Origin of the sequence: Flavobacterium taihuense (assembly GCF_019351435.1) — a bacterium.
GTDB lineage: Bacteria > Bacteroidota > Bacteroidia > Flavobacteriales > Flavobacteriaceae > Flavobacterium > Flavobacterium taihuense.
Genome location: NZ_JAHWYN010000011.1, coordinates 74,881 through 97,773, shown reverse-complemented (window position 1 = coordinate 97,773; position 22,893 = coordinate 74,881). Strand labels below are relative to the sequence as shown.

General features: G+C 34.7%; 12 protein-coding genes. All 12 read right to left on the bottom strand.

The features are described 5' to 3' along the window. Positions 1 to 3: 3 nt before the first annotated feature. Complete coding sequence (gene nadC / locus KZH69_RS13210; protein ID WP_219317945.1) at positions 4 to 861, bottom strand: carboxylating nicotinate-nucleotide diphosphorylase; 858 nt, start codon at positions 859 to 861, stop codon at positions 4 to 6. Between the two features lie 220 nt (positions 862 to 1,081). Beyond that, a complete protein-coding gene (locus KZH69_RS13205) occupies positions 1,082 to 2,458 on the bottom strand; it encodes a M28 family peptidase (protein WP_219317944.1) in 1,377 nt (458 codons plus the stop codon). Positions 2,459 to 2,599: 141 nt separating this feature from the next. Then, positions 2,600 to 4,699 carry a glycoside hydrolase family 97 protein gene (locus KZH69_RS13200; RefSeq protein WP_219317943.1) on the bottom strand — a complete coding sequence of 700 codons (2,100 nt, stop codon included), beginning with the start codon at positions 4,697 to 4,699 and terminating at the stop codon, positions 2,600 to 2,602. 194 nt (positions 4,700 to 4,893) lie between these two features. Next, positions 4,894 to 6,816, bottom strand: coding sequence for a discoidin domain-containing protein (locus KZH69_RS13195; RefSeq protein ID WP_219317942.1), 1,923 nt, complete (start codon positions 6,814 to 6,816; stop codon positions 4,894 to 4,896). A 130-nt stretch (positions 6,817 to 6,946) separates the two neighbouring features. Beyond that, positions 6,947 to 9,247 (bottom strand): beta-glucosidase BglX, encoded by a 2,301-nt coding sequence (bglX, locus tag KZH69_RS13190; protein ID WP_219317941.1) that lies wholly within the window; start codon positions 9,245 to 9,247, stop codon positions 6,947 to 6,949. A 415-nt stretch (positions 9,248 to 9,662) separates the two neighbouring features. Then, entirely contained in the window at positions 9,663 to 11,036 is a 1,374-nt protein-coding gene (locus KZH69_RS13185; protein ID WP_219317940.1) for a glucoamylase family protein, read from the bottom strand. Positions 11,037 to 11,097: 61 nt separating this feature from the next. Further along, entirely contained in the window at positions 11,098 to 11,925 is an 828-nt protein-coding gene (locus KZH69_RS13180; protein ID WP_219317939.1) for a LamG domain-containing protein, read from the bottom strand. Between the two features lie 29 nt (positions 11,926 to 11,954). Beyond that, complete coding sequence (locus KZH69_RS13175) at positions 11,955 to 13,421, bottom strand: RagB/SusD family nutrient uptake outer membrane protein (protein WP_219317938.1); 1,467 nt, start codon at positions 13,419 to 13,421, stop codon at positions 11,955 to 11,957. A gap of 19 nt (positions 13,422 to 13,440) precedes the next feature. Further along, positions 13,441 to 16,434, bottom strand: coding sequence for a SusC/RagA family TonB-linked outer membrane protein (locus KZH69_RS13170; RefSeq protein WP_219317937.1), 2,994 nt, complete (start codon positions 16,432 to 16,434; stop codon positions 13,441 to 13,443). A 242-nt stretch (positions 16,435 to 16,676) separates the two neighbouring features. Next, entirely contained in the window at positions 16,677 to 19,421 is a 2,745-nt protein-coding gene (locus tag KZH69_RS13165; protein ID WP_219317936.1) for a helix-turn-helix and ligand-binding sensor domain-containing protein, read from the bottom strand. A 99-nt stretch (positions 19,422 to 19,520) separates the two neighbouring features. Further along, entirely contained in the window at positions 19,521 to 20,720 is a 1,200-nt protein-coding gene (locus tag KZH69_RS13160) for an acetate/propionate family kinase (protein WP_219317935.1), read from the bottom strand. A 1-nt stretch (position 20,721) separates the two neighbouring features. Then, positions 20,722 to 22,815 (bottom strand): phosphate acetyltransferase, encoded by a 2,094-nt coding sequence (pta, locus tag KZH69_RS13155; protein WP_219317934.1) that lies wholly within the window; start codon positions 22,813 to 22,815, stop codon positions 20,722 to 20,724. Positions 22,816 to 22,893 lie beyond the last annotated feature (78 nt).

Sequence of the window (22,893 nt, the reverse complement as noted above, 5' to 3'; positions counted from 1 at the left end):
CTATTAAATTGCTTTTAAGCTTAAATCCATATTGTAAACAGAATGTGTCAAAGCTCCCGACGAAATGTAATCGACACCACATTCTGCATAATTACGCATAGTCTCTTCGGTTATATTTCCCGAAGATTCAGTTTGACATTTGTCTCCTATTAAGGCTACTGCTGTACGAGTATCTTCGTAGTTGAAATTATCAATCAATATTCTATGTACACCATCGCTTTTCAAAATTTCTTCAATCTCGGCAAGATCCCTTGCTTCAACGATAATTTTTAAGTCTAAATTATTTTCTTTTAGATAGGCTTGTGTTTTGGCTATCGCCAAAGTAATACCACCCGCAAAATCAATATGATTGTCCTTTAGCATGATCATATCGTACAATGCAAAACGGTGATTTTCTCCACCACCAATTTTAACTGCCCATTTTTCAGCCACACGAAATCCTGGAGTTGTTTTTCGAGTATCTAATATTTTTGTATTTGTTCCTTCCAATAATTGTACAAAACTATTCGTTTTGGTCGCAATGGCACTCATACGTTGCATGGTATTAAGTACTACTCTTTCGGACTTTAGAATCGATTGAGAACTGCCTGAAACATGAAAAATCACATCTCCCTTTTTGACTCGAGTTCCATCTTCAATAAAGTTTTCGATTTGCATTTTAGGATCTACATATTCAAATATCATTTTTGCAAAAGCAACTCCTGCAATAATACCGTCTTCTTTTACCAATAATTTTGCTTTACCCATCGCACTTGAAGGAATACAGGCTAATGAACTATAATCACCAGGTCCAACATCCTCTCTTATAGCATTTGCAATTAGGCTAATTAATTCGTTTTGAAACTGTTCTTCGCTAATCATTTTTTTTCTTTTAATAAGACGCTAAAGTAGGATTAATTTTGTGTATTAAAAAGTAAGTACGTTTTAAAAAATTGGAATTTCACATTTATTTATGACAACTTATACTTTCAATTACTACTTATTCATGAAAATCAGTAATTTTTTTTTTAAAAAGAAAACCTGTAAGTTTTTGAATTGCTTACAGGTTTCTTATTTACTTTTATGCTGGTTTTAAAACCAATTATTCGATGCCATTTTGATCCATCATATAGATTAAAGCTGCCATAGTACCAGCTCCAAGTTCAAGCTCCCTTTTGTTAATGGCATCAAATTTATCGTTTGCTGCGTGATGGTAATCAAAATAACGCTGTGAATCCGGTTTTAAGCCGGCTTTCACAATCTTTTTCCCTGTTAATGGTCCGATGTCTGATCCAGTATGGCCTTTTATAAAACTATGAATTAAATAAGGTTCAAATAGAGCTTTCCAATTTGTGATTTTACTAAAGTTAGAATCGTCACATTCCAATGAAAACCCTCTTGGAGTAAAACCACCTTCGTCGCTCTCTAAAGCAAAAATATGGTTTTCTTTATTTACTAATGACAATTCTTCGTACTTCTTTCCTCCTCTTAATCCATTTTCTTCATTCATAAAAAGCACAACGCGAAGTGTGTTTTTAGGCTTGTATTTTAAATTTTTAAAAATATTAATCACTTCCATGCTTTGCACTACTCCCGCCCCATCGTCATGTGAACCATCAGCCAAGTCCCATGAATCAAGGTGACCACCTACAACCATAATATTTTCTGGATGCTCAGTTCCTCTAATTTCACCAACAACATTGTAAGAAAGTGCATCTTCCAATTGCTGACAAGATTGCTTGAAATAGAATTTTAAATTGGGATTACTCTTCAACGTTTTGCTTAATAATTCGGCACCATTGGTACTAATAGCAGCTGTTGGAATATATTTTTCTTTTGGAATATCACCGTAACTTTGTCCTCCAGCATGTGGATAATCATCCAGTCTTAAATTCATTGAACGCACGATTGTTCCAACAGCTCCCAAATTCGCAGCTTCTTTCGCACCGGCATATCGTTGATCAACCGCTCCAGAATAGGCATCAAAAGCTTCAATGGCCCCATCATTCATAGGTCTGTTATAAAATATAATTTTTCCTTTTATTTTATCCGTTCCCAAAGCTTTCATTTCCTCAAAACTATGAACTTCAATCACTTCGGCAGTTATACCATTTTTAGGTGTTGCTACAGAACCTCCCAAAGCACAAATCGGCACTTTAATTTTGGTTTTATTATCTTGAATATAAGCCGTTTCTTTTTCACCACGAACCCAATGAGGCACCATTACCTCTTGCAAAAAAACTTTATCAAAACCCAATGCCTCCATTTGACTTTTGGTATATTGAACCGCTTTTTCAGCTCCCACAGAGCCAGATAAACGAGATCCAACATCATTTGATAAATGATCCAACCAAGAATAACATTGTGATTTTGTTAATGCTGAATTGTAAATTTCCTTAAAAAACTGTTCGTCTTTGTTTTGGGCAAACAAAGCAACACTATTTACAAAAAGTAAAGAAAGAAATAGTTTTTTTTTCATTTTGGGTTATTCTTAATTTATAGTTTTAATTAATCGTTGTGCAATTTCGAAATTCTAAAATAAAATTGATGTTAAAATCAAAAAAAAAATCCTGCACACTTTAAAAGTTTGCAGGATTTAATGAAATCACAACTAAGTTTATTACTTAATTGGTTCAAAACTAACAGCAGTTCCTCCACCAGGAGCCAAAACCAAATTTAATTTAGATTTATTGGTAACCTCAACAGTTCTAATTTTATAAACCATTGGATTATTTTTCCAATCGGCATCTTTGGCATCTTCATAAATAATGGCTTTATACTTTTGTCCTTTGGTTAGAAAGTCTAATGCTATTTCTGTTTTTCTGGCATTTTCATCGGTGATTGCTCCCAAGAACCATGTTTCTTTTCCTTTTGTTTTTCTGGCAATAGTCAAATAATCTCCGGGTTCTGCTTCCAAAATTTTGGTGTCATCCCAATCCAGCGCCACATCTTTGATAAATTGAAAGGCATCCATACGTTTTTCATAACTTTCAGGTAAATCTGCAGCCATTTGCAAAGGCGAATACATCGTTACATACAATGCTAACTGTTTAGCCAAAGTAGTATGAACCTGTTCTTTTTTATTTTTATCGTAGAAACTCATTTTGATTTCGAAGATACCAGGAGTATAATCCATCGGTCCTCCTAGCTGTCTTGTAAAAGGCAAAATAGTTTCGTGGCTTGGTGGATTACCATTACTCCAAGCATTAAACTCATTACCACGTGCGGCTTCAGCAGCAATATAATTTGGGTACGTTCGACTGTAACCTGTTGGTCGAGACGATTCGTGAGAATTCAACATTACTTTATAATCTGCAGCACGTCTTGCAACAAAATTGAAATGGTTCACCATCGTTTGACCGTCATGAAATTCACCGCGAGGAATAATTTTCCCTACATAACCTGATTTCACGGCTGGATAATCATATTTTTTCATCAAATCAAAAGCACGATCTAAGTGACGTTCATAATTTGCAACAGATCCCGAAGTTTCATGGTGCATAATCATTTTTACGTTTTTTTCTTTGGCGTAAGCCGTAACTTCTGCCAGATTGAAATCAGGATAAGGAGTAGTAAAATCGAATACTTCTTCTTTCCAGTTGCCTGCCCAGTCTTCCCAACCTACATTCCAACCTTCCACTAATACACCATCAAAACCATTTTTGGCAGCAAAATCAATATATTTTTTAGTATTTGCTGTCGTTGCGCCGTGTTTACCTGTCGGAATTAAATCTTGAGACGATAAATTTTGAGCATTTTGTGAACCTGCGTAATCCCAAGTAGATATTCCAACATGCATTTCCCACCAAATTCCAACATATTTCATTGGTTTTATATACGAAACATCGTCAAGTTTACAAGGCTCATTTAAATTCAAAATCATTTGAGAACCCACTATATCTCTTGCATCTTTGCTTATCATAATTGTTCTCCAAGGGGATACACAAGCTGCTTGCAAATAGGCTTTATCGCCAATTGCATTCGGTACCAAATGTGAAGTAAGTTTATAATTGGTAACATCAACATCCAAATGCATAACTGGATAATTCACAACAGCAGCTTCAAATATATTGACATACAAACCCGAAGGAGATTTCATCATTAAAGGAGCTTGAACTCTGCTTTTACCTAGATCGGTTGTCATCCCAATTCCTGTATTTTTATCCAATTTAGCATTATCAATTTCAGAAAGTTTGGTTTCGTTATAAGGATATTCATTAGTATCAAAATCACCAGGAATCCAAAAGGCTTTATAATCTTCGGTCAAATTAAAATGGGTTTCCTCATCAGATATAATGAAATAATTCAGCTTCTCTTGTTTTGGAAATTCATATCTAAAAGCTACACCTTCATCATAGACTTTAAAAACAATGTTCATTTTCACATTGGTTTCTTTTTGAACCAAAGCAATGGTAAGTTCATTATAATGATTTACAATTGATGCTTTTTGACCTAAAACAGGCTTCCAAGATTCATTGAAAGTATCTGCTTTTGAAGATTGAATCTCAAAATTAGCATTAAGAGCAGTTTTATCTTTGAGTTTTATCCCTAAAGCACTTTCTACAATTACGGGTTTGCCATTGTAATTTACAGTATAAGATGGTTGCCCATTATTTACTAATTTAAAATTGACCTCAAGGGCGCTGGAAGGGGATTTAACGCTTTGTGCATGTAGCAAACTCAAAGCAAAAACGAGAATAATAGAAAATATTTTCTTCATTTGGTTGTATATTTATATAGATAGTAAAAATACTTATTTAGATTATGAAATTCTAAATAAAACCAAACTACCACCTTGTAGTAAAGACGAAAACGTTTTCGATTTTATAAAAAAAATCAATTCTTTAAAATATCTAAAGAATTGATTTTTTGGTAATAGTTTTTTTAAACAGATATTTCTCTTTGATGCTAAATTTAATTCGAAACAGTAAGATTGGTTTTAGGCCCAATTCCATTTTCATTAAAAGCTTCAATCGCAAAATAATAGCCTGTACCTTTGTCAAGTCCTCTGAAGTCATATGAACTCCCTTCATAAACCATTATACTGTTGTATAATTTATCAGGGGCAATTCCATAGTAAATGTTATAACCGACAGCGTCAGGCTGTGCATCCCAATTAATCATGGCATTACGAGAATCCGCAACACTTCTATCCACTTTAAATCCAGTAACTGATTTTGGTTTTTCGGACAATCCATTGCCAAAAACACGGAAATCAGAAACGGCAAATAATCCTGATGCGTTGTGAATATTCACCATCTTAACATAACGAGCTTCAATAGGTTTTGTTAATTCCAAATAATCGTGAGGAGCATCTTTATCGCTTTTGGATTTATCGACTACCAAAGTCCAATTTTGATTATCATCCGACATAAAAATTTGGTATTGATAATAAATATCCATTGCCTTGTTATGTTGCGTAGCTTTATGATCGGCATAATTAATCTGCAAAGCATTAATCCTCATTTTTCTTCCCAAATCAATTTGTAACCATTCGCCTGGCTTATCTGTTTTTGCCGACCAATAAGATTGAATATCTTCATCAGTTAAATTCTGGGGGTTGTAACAGATTTTTTCAAATACTTTTTTCCCACCTGTATCCACTCTGTGTGTTTGTACATCCATACACTCTTCTGATGAAGACACCGTCGCTATTTTTTTATACGAAAGCAACATCCATCCTGAAAAAGCTCCTTTGGTTTGATCCCGTTTGTTATTTGGCAACAAAGTTGGATAATCCCCATAAGAAGTAATCGAATACATGACATCGTCTTTGTCAAATCCCGCAGGGAACATATCAATACGGCGTTCAAAACGATCTTTCACTGAAATCTTGCAAGTTCCGGTATTCCAATAATTACCATAGTTATCGGCAAAGGTGTTTCCGTGTCCTGCACCAATTACAAATCCACCTGGTTTATACGACATTGGATTGTGTTTTTGGTACGTAAACGGCCCCAACGGACTATTCCCAACGTGAACACCATTGGCATAGCCCTTGAATTCGGTGGCAGGAGCTCCATATTGCATATAGTATTTACCGTTGTGTTTCGTCATCCAAGCTCCTTCTATAAAATTTCCCCATGGAGCTGGTTCCATATCGTTATTAGGTCCAAAGCGTTCCCAACCATGTTTAGCAGGATCTAAACCTACGACTGCTTTTATTTCACCATACGGACGTTGAATATCTTCAACTTCGGTTGCAGTATATAACTTTTCGTAATCTGCCTGATTCCCTTTTGGCAACCATGTTTTGTAATCTACCTCTACACCACAAAGCGGTAATTTTCCGCTTGAGCCATAATACATATATACTTTTTTGTCGTCATCCTGAAAAATTGCAGGATCCCATGTAGGCAACATCGCGGTATCGACGTGACGAACCCAGCGACCCGATTTTGTGTCAGCAGTTTTCCATACTGGGTGGTCTTTTTTCCAAGTTGAACCTACGTAAAACAAAGTATCATTTACTACCCAAGCGGCTGGCGCGCATTGGTCGTCATCACTAGGGTTACGTTGAAAACTACCATAAACAAATTTCCAATCCGACAAATCTTTGCTCCAAAAGAATCCGGCTTGGTTGGTTGCAAACAGGTAATAATCTCCTTTATAGGCAATAATTAATGGATCGGCACTCGAACGACGAGAATCTGGAATTCCATTGTGGTTTTCGGTAGTATAATTGTAACCGATATTGATTGGATTACAATATGTTGAAGCCGATTTATTTGGGTCAAACCATTTTGTTTTTCCTATACTATTGGTTTTAGATTGTGCCGTACCGATTTGGTTGCACAACAATAGTAACAACAGTGATATTAAATATAGTATTCTCATTTTTTGAAACTTTTAAAAAAATTATTTAATTTATAACTACCCAGTTTTTCAGTGCTGAGTGGTTTTAAATTTTAAAAAAAAGCCCTTCGTCTAACCAAAAACGAAGGGCATCCAAACAAACTAACCAAGCTTAATTTATTAAATTAAAACTAACTTTATTATCTGCGTTTGAGTTTCCTCCTATGAAAACCTCAAACTGTCCAGGCTCAGCAACAAATTGCAAATCAGAATTGTAAAATTTCAAATCTTCTGTGCTAATTTCGAATGTCACTGTTTGTTTTTCGCCTTTTTTAAGGGCTATTTTTTGAAAACCTTTCAATTCTCTGACAGGTCTGGTTACAGAACCCACCACGTCTTTTATATACAATTGAACCGTTTCTTTTCCGTCATAATTTCCAGTATTAGCAATATCTACGCTGACATTTACTTTTCCAACCGAATTCATTTTATCCGATGAAATTTTCATGTTTGAGTAATTAAACTTGGTATAGCTTAATCCGTAACCAAAAGGAAATAATGGTTCATTTCTTTCATCCAAATAATTAGATCTGAATTTTTCGAATTTGCCTTCTGTGTTCAAGAGAGGTCTTCCTGTATTTTTATGAGCGTAATAAATTGGTAATTGACCTACACTTCTAGGAAAAGTGGTTGTTAATTTTCCGGAAGGATTTACATCTCCGAACAAAACATCGGCAATAGCATAACCCGCTTCACTACCGGCAAACCAAACGTTTAAAATAGAAGGAACAGTTGCGTTTTCATCGTTTAGTATTAATGGACGACCATCAAATAAAACTAAAACCACTGGTTTTCCAGTTTTAAGTAATGCATTTAGTAGATCTTTTTGTGCTTGAGGAATTTCTAAATTAGTTCTACTACTACACTCTCCACTCATTTCGGCAGATTCGCCTAATGCAGCCACAATAACATCTGCTTGATTTGCAATATTTAAAGCTTCTGCTATTAATTCTTCTTTAGGGCGATTGTCACGGTGCAACGTTTTTCCGAACATTGTTGCATTGGTTTCAAAAGTTTCGTCATAGTCTAAATTACTTCCTTTTGCGTAAAGTACTTTAGTCGATTTGCCCGCTACTTCTTTGATTCCTGCCAATAGTGAAATACATTTTTCTCCATTTGTGGCCACACTCCAAGTTCCTGACATGTTGTTTTTGGCATCTGCCAATGGTCCGATAAGAGCAATGGTTCCCGTTTTTTTCAAAGGCAATAATTGGTTTTCATTTTTTAGCAAAACCAATGATTGAGCGGCCGTTTTTCTGGCTTCATCTCTACTGCTTGCAGTAAAAATTTCAGTTTTTGATCTTTTTTCATCACAATATTTATAAGGATCTTGGAACAATCCTAAATCGTATTTGGCATTCAAAATAAGTGTTACAGCATTGTTTATTTGTTCAATAGTAACTTTCTTTTCATCCAATGATTTTTTCAAAGTATTCAAAAATCCTTCCCCTACCATATCCATTTCAACTCCAGCATTAAGTGACAGTGCTGATACGGTTTGAAGATCCCCCATACCGTGGTCGATCATTTCTGGAATTCCAGTGAAATCGGTAACCACAAAACCTTTAAATCCCCATTGTTTTCTCAAAACATCTGTCATCAGCCATTTGTTTCCAGTGGCAGGAACTCCTTCCACTTCGTTAAAAGAAGCCATAACCGAACCTACTCCAGCATCAACAGCCGCTTTGTAGGGAGGGAAATAATCATTGTACATTCTTATTCTACTCATATCAACCGTGTTGTAATCACGACCCGCTTCTGGCGCTCCATATAAGGCAAAATGTTTAACACAGGCCAAAATTGTATTATTCTTGGAAAGATCATGCTGTTGATAACCGTTTACCATTGCTTTTGCGATTTGGCTTCCTAAATATGGATCTTCACCTGAACCTTCGGAAATTCTCCCCCAGCGAGGGTCACGAGAAACATCAACCATAGGCGAAAACGTCCAGTTGATTCCATCAGCACTTGCCTCCTGTGCGGCAATTTGAGCGCTTCTTTCGATTAATTTCATATCCCAAGTACACGATAATCCAAGAGGAATAGGAAAGGTTGTTTCGTAGCCATGAATTACATCCATCCCGAAAATCAAAGGAATTTTCAAGCGGCTTTTTTCGACTGCAATTCGCTGTACTTCTCTAATTTTTTGAACTGATTTGATATTAAATAATCCACCGACCTTGCCTTCTTCGATTTTCTTTGCAACATCAGAGCTATTGGCTTGACCGGTGGTTATATCGCCCGATGTTGGTAAATTCAACTGACCCAATTTTTCATCCAAAGTCATTTTTGATAACAACTCGGCTACAAATTCAGTTTTGGGTTTAATTGCAACGGCTTTTTTATTTTCTTTCTTTTGGCCATAGCCCAAAAAAATGGAGCTTATGAATATTATAATTAATGTCTTTTTCATTTTTTATCTGTTTTTAAAACCATCACACAATTTATTTTTTATAATCTCTTTTTTATTTATCAAAAATTGAAAACTACAATTCCAAACATTATTTAATATGTATTAGACTCTATTATTGGCATTAAACACCAATAGCATTGGTATTAATTACCTCTATTACTGGTTATAAAGACAAATAGTATTGGTGTAAAGAACCTCTATTATTGGCTACAAAGACCAATAGAATAGGCATTAAGCACCTCTATTAGTAGCTATAAAGACTAATAATATTAGTGCTAAATACCTGTTTTATTGGTTATAAATACCAACAGTATTGGTATTAAACAGCTCTATTATTACTGTTTAGTTCTAAGAATACTTGTGCATTATATAAGGCTTAAAATTTCAATTAATTTATTATTATATATCTTTTAACTTAAAACCCATATTTTCCAGAATGAAAACCAAGATTCAACAAACCTTGTTTAACCTCGGGAGCATTCATAAACAATTTCCATATCAAACCAGTACGATGATTTTCAATCATAGGAGCTATGGTTCCTTGATCTATCGCCAAATAACGTGGTGTAACCCAATTAAATTGAGGAGAAAAAGCATCATAAGGACCTGCAATTCCAACATAAGTACTTTTCTTTTCATCATACAAAAAATGCAAAAACTTCATACTTTCTTTTGGAGTATACGGAAAAGAAGATAATGCAGCAGTTGGTGTAATTACACCTAAATCATTGTCGGTATCATGGGCAGAATATCCTGTTGTACCATCAGAATTCCGGGAATAACTGGCTGTTAGACCCCAGCATTTTTCAGAATAGCCATTCCATTTTTTAGGATTATCAACACAATAGCTGTAAATGATTTTTGCCTGATTTTGGGTTAATTCCCAATAATTTGCATATTTATCCGATAATTGAGAAGGATCTAATCCTAAGTAAGAATATTGAGCCCAAAATAAAGGTCCAGCATTTCCGCTAGCGGTATTGTATTTGAATACTAATGGAATTCCATACTGCGTTTTTCCAGTTGCAATAGTTCCATTTCGTGTCCATCCTTCGTGATAAGCTGCAGCAGGAATGGGGTGAGTTGTGGAAGCAGCTCCCAAAATGTAAGCAATCAAACACTCGTTGTATCCTTCCAATTTGAATTTCATTTCCCATTGATAGGTAGGAGACCAATGCCAATACATTGCGTTTTCACCATTTGTGTACCAACTCCATTCTACACCTTTCCATAGATTATCCGCTTTGGCAGATAATATTTTTTCTTGGGCATTACCATTTTTGAAATACTCTCGAACGGCAATCAATCCTTGGCATAAGAAAGCAGTTTCGACTATATCTCCACCGTCATCTTTATTCCCAAAAGAAATGGCATGTCCTGTGTTTCCATCCATCCAATGTGCCCAAGCTCCGTGAAAACGATCGGCTTTTTCCAGAAAATCCATTGCGGTGGTCATTCGAGTAACGGCTTCGGCTCTTGGAATAAAACCTCTTTCTACTCCAACAATCAAAGACATTAGTCCAAAACCAGAACCTCCTGTGGTCACTTTACTTGCTTCAAAACCAGGATTATCGGTATGATAGCGCTCCCTCCCTAATTTTGAATTGGGTTCGGCATAGTCCCAAAAATATTTTATGGCATCTTTTTGAACTTGGTCCATTGCTTGTTCATCTGTCAAAACTGTAACCGGAGCTGTTGGTATTACAGGAGTTGTTTCGTCTATTGCACTATTACTACAGCAGATAAGAAAAACAAAAGATGGAATTAGTAAAAATTTTATTTTCTTCATGGTTTTTGTTTAAAATCTTGCCAAAGCAATTGTGCTTTGGCAAGATATATTCTACTTCACATTAAAGTTTCCCGGTAACTAGTTGATTTACTTCGATTGCAGTTAAAGCAGTTGCATACATTCTGAACTGGTCTAAGCTTCCAAGCCAATTATTAGAAAGCCAGTCGTTTGGTGTATTTCCTGGTCCAGATCCAATACGCAAACCGGCAACTTTTGAATCGTCCAGATTCACATTTCCGTGGTCTGTCCACATTTTTGTGCTCACTACAACGCCATCTTTGTAAAAAGTAAAAGCAGAAGTGCTTGCATCATACACAAATGCGCAATGGTGCCATTGGTTATCCGTCAAACTTGCCATTAAACCTGCTTCATTCCATACAAACCAAGGATCACTCATGTTTTTATCTACTATCACAAATTTAATTTCTGAACCATCAAACATAAGCATCATTGTTCCTCCAGACCAGTGACCGTTTGAAGAAGGCAGACTGAAAGGATATTCTGCACCTTTGGTTGCTCCATTGTGTTTTTCCCAAAAAGCAATCGTAAAACTTTTGGCTTCAGCAGCAAAATCATTTGGTTTTGAATAGGTTATATACTTTTGAATATGATCAGCTGGTCCTTGAGCCCCTTTTCCAGTAATACCATCTGTTTGAGTAAATTGATTGTCATTAGGAAACTTTGCACGAATATTGTCTACAGCAAATTTCAAAGGGTCTGTTGTATTGTCATCAAAAGGAACATAGAATTTTAATGGTCCTCCAACAGGATTTTGATCCTTTGGATAATCTCCCAATGTAGGTCTGTCCATTTCCTGACAACCTATAAACGCAATCGAAACAAATACAATTCCGAAAGCTTTCTTAATCATTGATATATTGATTTTCATATTATATATTTTTTTAAATCGAATCGTTATTAGTAATTGGGATTTTGTTTTAAAACTCCGCCTGATTGATCAATGGCAGTTTGAGGAATAGGATAGAACTTATTTTTGTCTTGGTATCCTAAACTACCTAATACTGTTGGAGCATCTCCCCAACGAACTAAGTCATAGAATCTTTCTCCTTCCATTGCAAGTTCCGCTCTTCTTTCTTGTTTTATTGCAGCTTTAAGACCAGCGCCCGCAACTACATTTGGAAGCACACCGGCATTATTTCCTCTTGCTCTAGCACGAACTTGATTAACATAATCTGCCGCTTTAGTAGTATTTCCTAATTCATTTGCAGCTTCTGCAGCTATTAAAACCACATCTGCATAACGTATAATTTTCACATTAAACCATTGATTTTTTCCAGTGCCTTGAAGTGCTCTATAACTCGGAGTAGAATAGGCTTTTTTGTTCCAATAGGGTTGAGCCAATCCTGTTGGAATAGTCGTGCCATATCCATCATCTTGCCCTTCAAAAAGGATAGTCGAGTTCTTGCGGGGATCGCCGGTTTCATAAGCATCAACTAAATTCTGAGTAGGAACATTGAATCCCCAACCCAAATCCCAATCTCCAGAACCACGAATACCTTGTGATTCAAAATAATTGTTCGAATAATTTACACCTGCTTGTCTTAGAAACTGAACCTCAAAAATGGACTCAATACAATTGTCGCCTTGTTCTTTGAACAAAGTTTCATACGAATTGTACAAAGCATATTGCCCAGAATTGATTACAACTTCAGCTTTTTCAAGTGATTTTGCCCAATTACTTTGGTACAAATAAAGTTTGGCCATTATTGAATTAGCAAAACCACTGGTGGCTCTTCCTGGATAAGCAGGCCAACTAATTGGTAATTTATCAGCAGCAAATTTCAAGTCACTTATAATTTGTGCATCAACTTCAGCTATAGTAGACTTTGCTTTGATACCGTCGCTTGGTGTAACTATTCGTTTCAAAATGATAGGTACTTCACCATAATCTCTGCGCAATTCAAAATAAGCAAACCCTCTAATGGCCATGGCTTCGGCTTTGTTGATAATACTTCCTGAATCTGTTTTCCCTGAATCATCAACATCAGCAATCAAATCATTACAAGCATAAATTAAGCTAAAATGACCGTCCCAATTTGAAGCAAATTCAGTAGGAGAATAAACAAATCCATCCATTATGTTTCCTCTAGCAGATGCATCTCCTGGTGTACTTCCTTTCATGGCATCATCGGAACGAATATTTTGAAACCAGTATCTGTCCCAATCTGTAATTCCTCCTTGTGTTCTCAATTTACCATATAAACCAAAGGCTTTCTCTTCAAAACCTCCTGCAGGTAAATCTCCTTCTACTGCTGTTCCTAATGGTTTTCTATCCAAAAACTCATCATCATTACACGAATTTAAAGTAGGTAATGAAACTACAGCCAGTAGCGATATATATAGTATAGATTTAAAATTTCTCATTTTTATTCAATTTTTAATATTAAAAAGTCACGTTTAAACCAATAGATGTAACAGCTGGCAGAGGATATCCCCCTGTATCTTTTCCAAATGAAATAGGAGAACCTCCTGCTTCTGGAGTGAATCCCGAATTATGCGCCCAAGTAATTGGATTTTGAGCGTTTAAGTATAATCTTAAACTTTGAATAAAAGTTTTAGCTAGTAAATCGCTACTAAAGTCGTAAGCAAATTGTACGTTTCTAAGTCTAAGATAGCTACCATCTTCAATCATATAAGTAGAAGCCAATTTGTTGTAACCCGAACCATCATTAAGCCTTGGTTCCCAATTTGAAGTTCCTGCTCCTGTCCATCTGTCCAATCGTTCTGTTCTATAATTGAACTGTGCAAAAGTTGAACCATTCCCCCAATCTCTGTAAATTTCGTTACCATAAACACCTTGAAAATCAAGTGACAATGAAAATTGTTTGTAAGTTGCACTCATAGAAAAACCATACATCACGTCTGGTGTTGGATTACCAATTTCCGTTCTGTCTTCTGTATTTAACTTACCGTCACCATTTATATCTTTGTATTTCAAATCACCTGGACCATAATCACCCAAAGAGCTTGGAGCAGAATTCAATACATCTGCATAAGATTGATAAACCCCTTCGACTACGTATCCATAAAATGAACCAATAGGAGCGCCAGCCGTAAGTATTGACGGCCCCTCAAAAACTTGGAATCCTGGCTCATAAACTGATTTCACTTCGTTTTTTAAAGTAGTAGCATTACCACTAATTGAATAACTGAAATTATCATTTATTTTATCATTCCATGCAGCAGTAAACTCAAATCCTCTATTTTCAATTTCTCCTGCATTGGTATAAAACTTCTCACTACCAAGGTCAACAAATGTCAATAAATCTTTAGTCGTTTTGTCAAAGTAAGCAGTTTCAAAACTCAATCTGTTTTCCAAAAGTTTCATTTCGATACCCATTTCATAAGAAGTTACTGTTTCCCATTTCAAATTTGGATTGTTTCTGTAAGCCAGCACGTAAGCAGGTACAACCGATTCTCCAAAAATGGCAGAACTACCAGTTGTATAAGCAGGATAAGAAGGGTAATGAATTGAAGAAAATTGATTTCCTAATACACCATAAGAACCTTTGACTTTCAATTGGTCAAATATTTTTTGATCTTTCATGAAATCTTCTTTAGCTACATCCCAAGCGGCTCCAATAGACCAGAAATTTTGGAAACGGTTTTCGTTACTAAGTTCTGATGAACCATCACGACGGTACGAAGCATTTAAGGTATATTTTCCATCGTAGTTGTACAAAATACGCCCTAAATAAGATACACTAGCTCTATCCCATTGATCTGAATTAGCAAAACGCGTGGTTGGATCACCATAAGGATAAACATTTAGATACCACCATCTTTTATCATAAGGAATTGGCTCTCCGCCAACAAATTGATTTACGGTACCACTCATTCCTTCAAAAGTTTCTTCTAATCTATTATATCCCGCCAAAAGCGTAAAATCATGTTTGCCAAAAGTTTTGTTATATGTCAAATTATAATCTTGCTGGGATTTATTAAAATTGTTTTTAAATTCATTCACACTAGTAAGATTATTTCCTCCATAAGAGGTAATTTGATCTGTCTCGCTTACAAATACATCAAAAACGGGGTTGTATCCTCTTCCTTTACTATAGCTATTGTCTGACAAATAAGACCCTCTAAATTTTAAACCATCAATAATTTTTATTTCTAAGAAAACATTAGCAATAAACTTAGATTCTTCATTCAATTGAGTGTGTTTTTTACCTTCAACTTCTGCAAGTGGATTTCCAATTTGCGCTGCTCCAATTTCCAATGGCAATTGATTGTACATTCCATCTGCATTTCGAGGAGAAACGATAGGCGTAGCTCTTAAAGCACTTTCAAAATTATGAAGCTGAGGAAGTGAAGATTGATATCCGTTCATGGCTACTCCAACTTTAATTGATTCTGATAATTGGGTTTCATTATTGACATTAAAAGTGAATTTTTTATATTTTTCATAATCAATAAGACCTTCATCTTCAATAAAACCAACACCCATATAGAACTTGTTTTTTTCTGTCCCGTTAGAAATACTCAAGTTATTGGTAATCACTTTGGCATTGTCATTATTTATTTCATTAATCCAATTGGTATTTACATTAAATTTATTGTAGTATGCGTAAGGAGCAAGACCTTGATTGCTTCTTTGTTCATCAAACAATGTTTTGAATTGATCCCCGTTTGTCAAAGATGGAGTATCTCCAACATTTTTGAAACCAACAGAAGTATTATAGTTGATAGTAGTTTTACCATTTTTTGCTTTTTTGGATGTTACAATGATTACGCCATTTGCACCACGAACACCAAAAATTGCCAAAGAAGATGGATCTTTTAAAACTTCCATCGATTCAATATCAGAAGCATTCATAAATTTGATATCGTCGCAAAATATTCCATCCACTACATACAAAGGTTTGGTTTGATATCTACTTACGGTACCACGTATTCTAACATCTGGATCTTCACCAGGTTTTCCGGAGTTTACAATAGACAATCCAGCTACTTTACCTTGTACAGAAACTATCGGATTTGCATTAGGTTTGTCTGCTAGTTGCTTTGCGTCAATTCTAACAATAGAACCCGTTAAATCTCTTTTCTTTGCGGTTCCATACCCAATAACAACCACTTCTTTCAATGCAGTGTCTTTGGATTCCTTCATAGTTATCATCATAGGTTCTGAAGTAGCAGCTACAGATATAGCGTCAAAACCGACTAAACTAATTTTTAATATCTCGCCTACTTTGGCATTGATACTAAAACTTCCATCAAAATCAGAGTAGGTAAAAACACTAGAATTTCCCACAACAACAAATGCTCCTGGAATTCCCATTCCATTCTGATCCGATACTTTTCCTTTGATTACTTGACCAGACATATAGGCTGGAAGTAGAATGAGTGCTAAAAAGCTAAAAATAAAATTTCTCATAGGTTTGTTAAACGTTTAAGTTAGTGCAGCTAAATTAGTTCAATACAACGTTGTAGTAACCAAAACGTCACTACTACACGAATACATCAAAGCATGATAATTGACCTATAAATCCTTATTTAACAATACCTTATAAAGGCAATGAAGTACTACAGCATAGAGTGATGATGTAGTGATGATGTGTTGTTATTCCGTAATAAAACAACATAAAAAGTAAATTATTAGTAAAAAAATACGCTTTTTTATACAGATAATAAAAACTTCGAAAGGTTTTCTTCTTGAGAAAGGTTCAATTTCTTTCTTAAACGATAACGATGTAACTCTACTCCCCTGAAAGAAATATTCATCATTGGGGCTATTTCTTTGGAAGAAAGATTCATTTTTAAGTACACACACAGCTTAATATCCTTTGGAGTCAGATTTGGATATTTCTTAGAAAGGGCAATAATGAATTCATTATTGATTTGATTTAGATTGGCTTCAAAAACTTCCCATTCGTGTTTATTAACTGCATTAATTTTTATGGCTTTTTTGATCTCACTTTTAAGTTTATTAAAATCGGATTCGGTATCCAAGATATTTTGAATGTTTTCAATCATTTCACTTTGCTTGGCTATAGAAAGTGATTTACCTGCCACTTCAGAAGATTTTGATTGCAACTCCAATTCCAAAATATGCTTTTCATATTCCTGTACATTCAATTCATTTTCGGCTTTCAATTCCATTTCCAGAATTTCCTTTTGATGCTTTAATTCTTCTTTTTGCAATTTAAGCTTCTGAATGTATTTCATTTTATTCCATTTATAATAAAGATACAGAATAAGCCCAACCAAAATCAGATATATAAATATCATCCAAATTGAAAAATACCATGCTTTGGCTACAACAAATTGGAAATTGGAAATTTTATTATAATTCAAACCATCATTGCTAAAAATAGTGATATCATAAGAACCACTAGCAAGATTGTTTAAAAGAATCAAACCTTCTTTGATTGGGATAAATCCTTTAGTATCGTTAATTCTGTAAAACAAATCCGGTTTTCTTGCCCCATAAATTCCGGATATTACGTTTATTCTAAGTTCAGAATTGTTTTCAATTTTAGAATTATTTCCAACCAAAACATCGTTATTAAAAGCTTCTACCTTTACATTTGCTTTTTTCTTAGTATCGTATTTTAATTCAAGTGTAATAAAACCATCATCCAGATTTAATAGATAATTATTTTTATCCTTGAATACTTTCAAATTGTCGTTAATGATCTTTCCTTTGTAATACTTCTCCTGAATACTATTCCTAATGAATTTAGTTCCCTGAGCATAAATATGATACAAAAGCCCGTCCTGGAGCACCATAAAATGATCCTCATCTATAGAAACAATGTCGGTAACATTTTTGAAATTAACATTAAACAGTTCATTGGCTTCCAATTGATTAGTAATGGAATTAAAAGTATACCAAGAATTGTCAATCAAAAAAAGAATTTCATTTCGGAATTCAAATATCTTAACTCCAAAGTCATTGCTTATTTTACTGCGTTGAGTGACATTATCAACTTTGGTAGTCACGTAGTCATCATTATACAGAATGCGATACAAACCTCTATTATTATCAGCAGCCCAAATTTCATTTTTCCCGTTTTGCGCAAGATATTTGATTGGTTTCAGTATTCCTTTTATTGCATTTTTTTGTTTTAAATCATTAGTATTATTGTAAATAACAACGCCACTGTAAGTTGCCTGCAAATATGAATTATTAATACTGCTTTTGGCCAAATTCCAACCTCCGTTAATATCACTCAATCTAGTAAACAAACCATTTTGATAAATAAAAGTTCCTTCATTGTGACCTATAAGGTATTGATTATTTATTTTACTGATGTTCCAGGCTTGGCCTTGCGTATTCGGAATTAGTGAAAGCTGCTTTCCTTCATATTTAAAAATACCGTGATTGGAAGCCATTAAATAACCACTTGGAATACTCGCGACAGAATACACCGAGCCCAAAATCCCAGAGCTGTCATAAAATATTGAAATAGGGGAATTGACCTCAATATGGGCTATTCCATTATCGAGTCCTAACCACAAATCATTGTCTTTATCCTGACCAATACTCAAAATTGAGTTATTCATCAGAACATTATTCCGATTAATATTTTTATAGGAACCATCATTTAAATCCAGCACGTAAACTCCTTTGTTTGCTGTGCCAATAATCAATTTATTGTTTTTGATGAATTGGGCGATATTAATATTAGCCGATTTCAAAATGTCATTTAAACCATTTTTCCAAGGACTCAAAATATTATTTTCAAGTACATAAACACCATTCTTTTTGGTGAAAAAATAGATTTTGTCTTGGTATTTTTGAATCGCATGAATTACATTATTTTTTAAAAGAGAGAGTCCATCTACTTTCTCGATTTTTCCATTAGTCCACCTATAAATCCCTTTCCCAACTGAAGCAATCAATAACTGATGGTCAACAACAAAACAATATGAAATCAAAAAAGGAATCTTTTTTCCCTTTATCACTTTTCCGTCAAAAACGAAAATACTATTAAATGACTGAAAGTAAATTTTGTTATTAAACTTGAAAATCTTCCAGATTTCTTCATTGTCATTTGCATCAAAAATCTTTTTCCCTTTTGTAATAGAAACATAATGCATCTTGGCATCTTTGCGGAACCAATAACCAAATTCTTGATAGGAACCCGAATAGATTCTATCTCCATCGACCATGATGGAACGAATAATTGTTTTATTGGGTAAAGTATATTTTTCCCATTTTACGCCATCATATCGCAAAAAATAGTAATTATTGGCAAAATACATGGCATTATCATGTCCTTGAGCTACATTCCAAATCTGGTTATCACCCTGGTAATTAGATTTGTTATAATTTTCGACAAAAGGAAGCAATTCCTGGGCCGACAGTTGCAATGACAAAAGACCGAAAAAAAGTATATGGAGTAATTTAGATTTCAAAACGTGAAGATTTTTTATCAAATATAATCACATTTGTTCAATAAAAACCATAAAAAAAAGCCTCTGAATACAGAAGCTTTTTGATGAAAAAAAAATATTTTAACTCAATAGCAATTCATATACTTGATTGGCTATTTCTATTTCTTCATTGGTAGGAATTACCAAAATTTTTGTTCTTGACTTAGTAGTACTGATTTCTCTCATTTCTTTGGAACGAATTTCGTTTTTTTTCTGATCCAATTCTAACCCAAAATAATCCATTTCGGAACACACTAATTTTCTAATATAGGAAGAATTCTCTCCAATTCCTGCTGTAAAAATAATAGCATCCAAGCCATTTAAAACAGCTGCATAAGAACCTATAAATTTCTTAATGCGATAGGCATTCATATCCAAAGCCAATTGGCAATCGGTATTTCCATTTTCGGCATTGGATTCAATATCCCGTAAGTCGCTATATCCTGTAAGACCAAGCATTCCGCTTTGCTTTTGCAGCAAATTATTTACTGCTTCCAATGAATAACCCAACGAATTAACCATATGGAATATTACTGACTGATCTATGTCACCACTTCGAGTGCCCATAATTAGACCGTTCATGGGAGCGAATCCCAATGTATGATCAACACTTTTTCCATCTTTAATCGCGGTCATACTGCATCCGTTTCCTAGATGTATGGTAATAATTTTGGATGATTTTCCGTTATTATTTTCATTCAAATAATGAATTGCTTTTTCTGAAACATATTTATGACTTGTCCCGTGAAAACCATAAACACGGATTTTATTTTCGGTCAAAAGAAAATTCGGTATTGCATATTTGTGCGCCACAACCGGAATTGTTTGATGAAAAGCCGTATCAAAAACAGCCACTTGTTTTGCTGTGCTAAAAATTTCTTCAGCAACGTTTATCCCCTCTAAATTGGCGGGATTGTGTAAAGGTGCCAAATCTGAAAGCTGTCGTATCTTGTCTTTTACTTCGGTCGTAATGGTTACTGTATTCGAAAAATTACTGCCGCCATGCACCACACGATGACCGACAGCATCAATTTCCAAAGTACTTTCGATAACCCCAACTTTTTCATCCATTAACAATTGGGAAATCTTTTGCAGTCCAATTTTATGATTGGGAATTGGCAACGTTTCCTCAACTTTTACTGTATTGGTTACATAACTAAAATTTGACGATTCTAAACCTATTCTATCAATCATTCCGCTACAAATTACTTCATTGGCAGGCATATCAATCAATTGATATTTAATAGAGGAACTTCCTGAGTTTATAATTACTATTTTCATATTATAATCCTTGTGCTTGAATTGCCGTAATCACGACGGTGTTAATAATATCATCTACTGTGCAGCCTCGACTTAAATCGTTTACCGGTTTATTCAAACCTTGTAACATTGGTCCAATGGCTAATGCTCCTGTTTCTCTTTGAACCGCTTTATACGTATTGTTACCTGTATTCAGATCAGGAAAAATCAAAACGCTTGCCTGTCCAGCAACTTCAGAATTAGGCATTTTACTCTGACCAACTTCCATATCTACAGCGGCATCGTATTGAATTGGCCCTTCGATTTTAAGATCAGGTCGTTTTTGTTTAACTATTTCTGTCGCAGTCCTTACTTTATCTACTTCGTCCCCTTTTCCAGAAGATCCAGAAGAATAAGAAAGCATAGCTATTTTAGGTTCTATTCCAAAAGCGGTACTAGAATCTGCAGATGATATCGCGATTTCAGCTAATTGCTCTGCGGTAGGATTCGGATTTATGGCACAATCACCAAAAATAGAAACACGGTCTTCCAAACACATAAAAAATATAGATGATACTACGGAGCAGTTCGGTTTAGTTTTTATGAATTGCAAAGCCGGTAAAATGGTATGCTGAGTTGTATGTGCTGCACCAGAAACCATTCCGTCAGCATGACCTTTGTATACCATCATTGTACCAAAATAAGATACATCTTCCATTAAATCCCTCGCCATCCCAAGAGTAACATTTTTGGCTTTGCGCAACTCGTAATAGGTATTTACATAATCCTCATAATTATCAGATTCTATCGGATTAATAATCGGCACTATAGAAAAATCAAAATCTAAACCTAATTCAGCTACTTTGCTTTCAATCTGTTTTTTATTACCAATAATAGAAATATCAACTACATCCATAGCTTGTAAACGAGACGCTGCTATGATAATTCTTTCATCATTCCCTTCTGGTAAAACAATATGTTTTCTATGGGCTTTGGCTCTCTTCACCAAGTTGTATTGAAACATTTTAGGCGTCATTCCTTCCGCTTCAAAAGCATTAAACTTGTCAATTAGAACATCTAAATCAACATACTTATCGAACGTACTGATGGAAGTCTCAATTTTTTGAATATTATTGGCATAAATTTTTGACTTAATGTTTCCGATTTGATTGGCAATATGATAAGTCCCCCCTTCTACAGTAATGATTGGAACTACAGAAGAAAGTCCTTCTATTAATTTCAAAATACTATCTTCAGGAATTATATTTCCAGTCAACACAATCCCGGAAACCGATGGGTAATTTGCGGACTCATTTGCCTGTAATGCCCCAAGAATGATGTCTGCTCTATCTCCTGGAGTAATAATAAGTCCATTTTCCCTAAGATGCAGTAAATAGTTGCACAATTGCATGGCCCCAATACTGTAACTCCCCGTTTGATTATTTAAATATTCATGTCCAAATAATATTTTGGCCCCCAAAACCTCTACAATTTCATGTATCGTTGGATTGTGCAAACTGCTAATCAATGGAATGGAATTGATGAGAATCGATTCGGGCATATTCTTCTTCAATCCAGTTGTTACCAATTCTAAATTTTCGGGTTGCACTTTATTGGCAATTACCGCTAATACTTCAACTTCTTTTAGCTTAAAAGAATTATAAGCTAAATTTAAATTATCGATTAGTTCCTCAAGTGTTTTGCCTTCTCCAGAACCAACAATTATGGTAGGAATTCCTAAATTTTTGGCAATCAGAACATTCATATCCAATTCAATAACTGTTCCTTCTCCAGTAAAGCTCGTTCCTTCAACCAAAATGAAATCAAAACGGTCTTCTAATTGTTTGTATTTTTCAATAATCAAATCAACAACTTCACCTAGTTTTCCATTATTTTTTTTCTTGATTAATTTGCTTTTTGTAATAGCATAAGCATCATTATATTCAATATCTAAATCAAAATAGGATATAACCATCTCGATATGAGTATCCTTTTTCCCTTCTTCATAATCTTCAATAACAGGCCTAAAGTAGCCCACTTTTGCAGTCTTCCCTAAAAGCATTCTCAATAATCCCAAGGTAATTATCGTTTTCCCGCAATTCTCTTCAATCGTTGCGATATATATAGCTTTCTTCATATTTATAATTTTAAAAATTTAATCACTTATCAATTTTACACAAAATTATACCTTTAATTATCTTTTAAATATGACCAA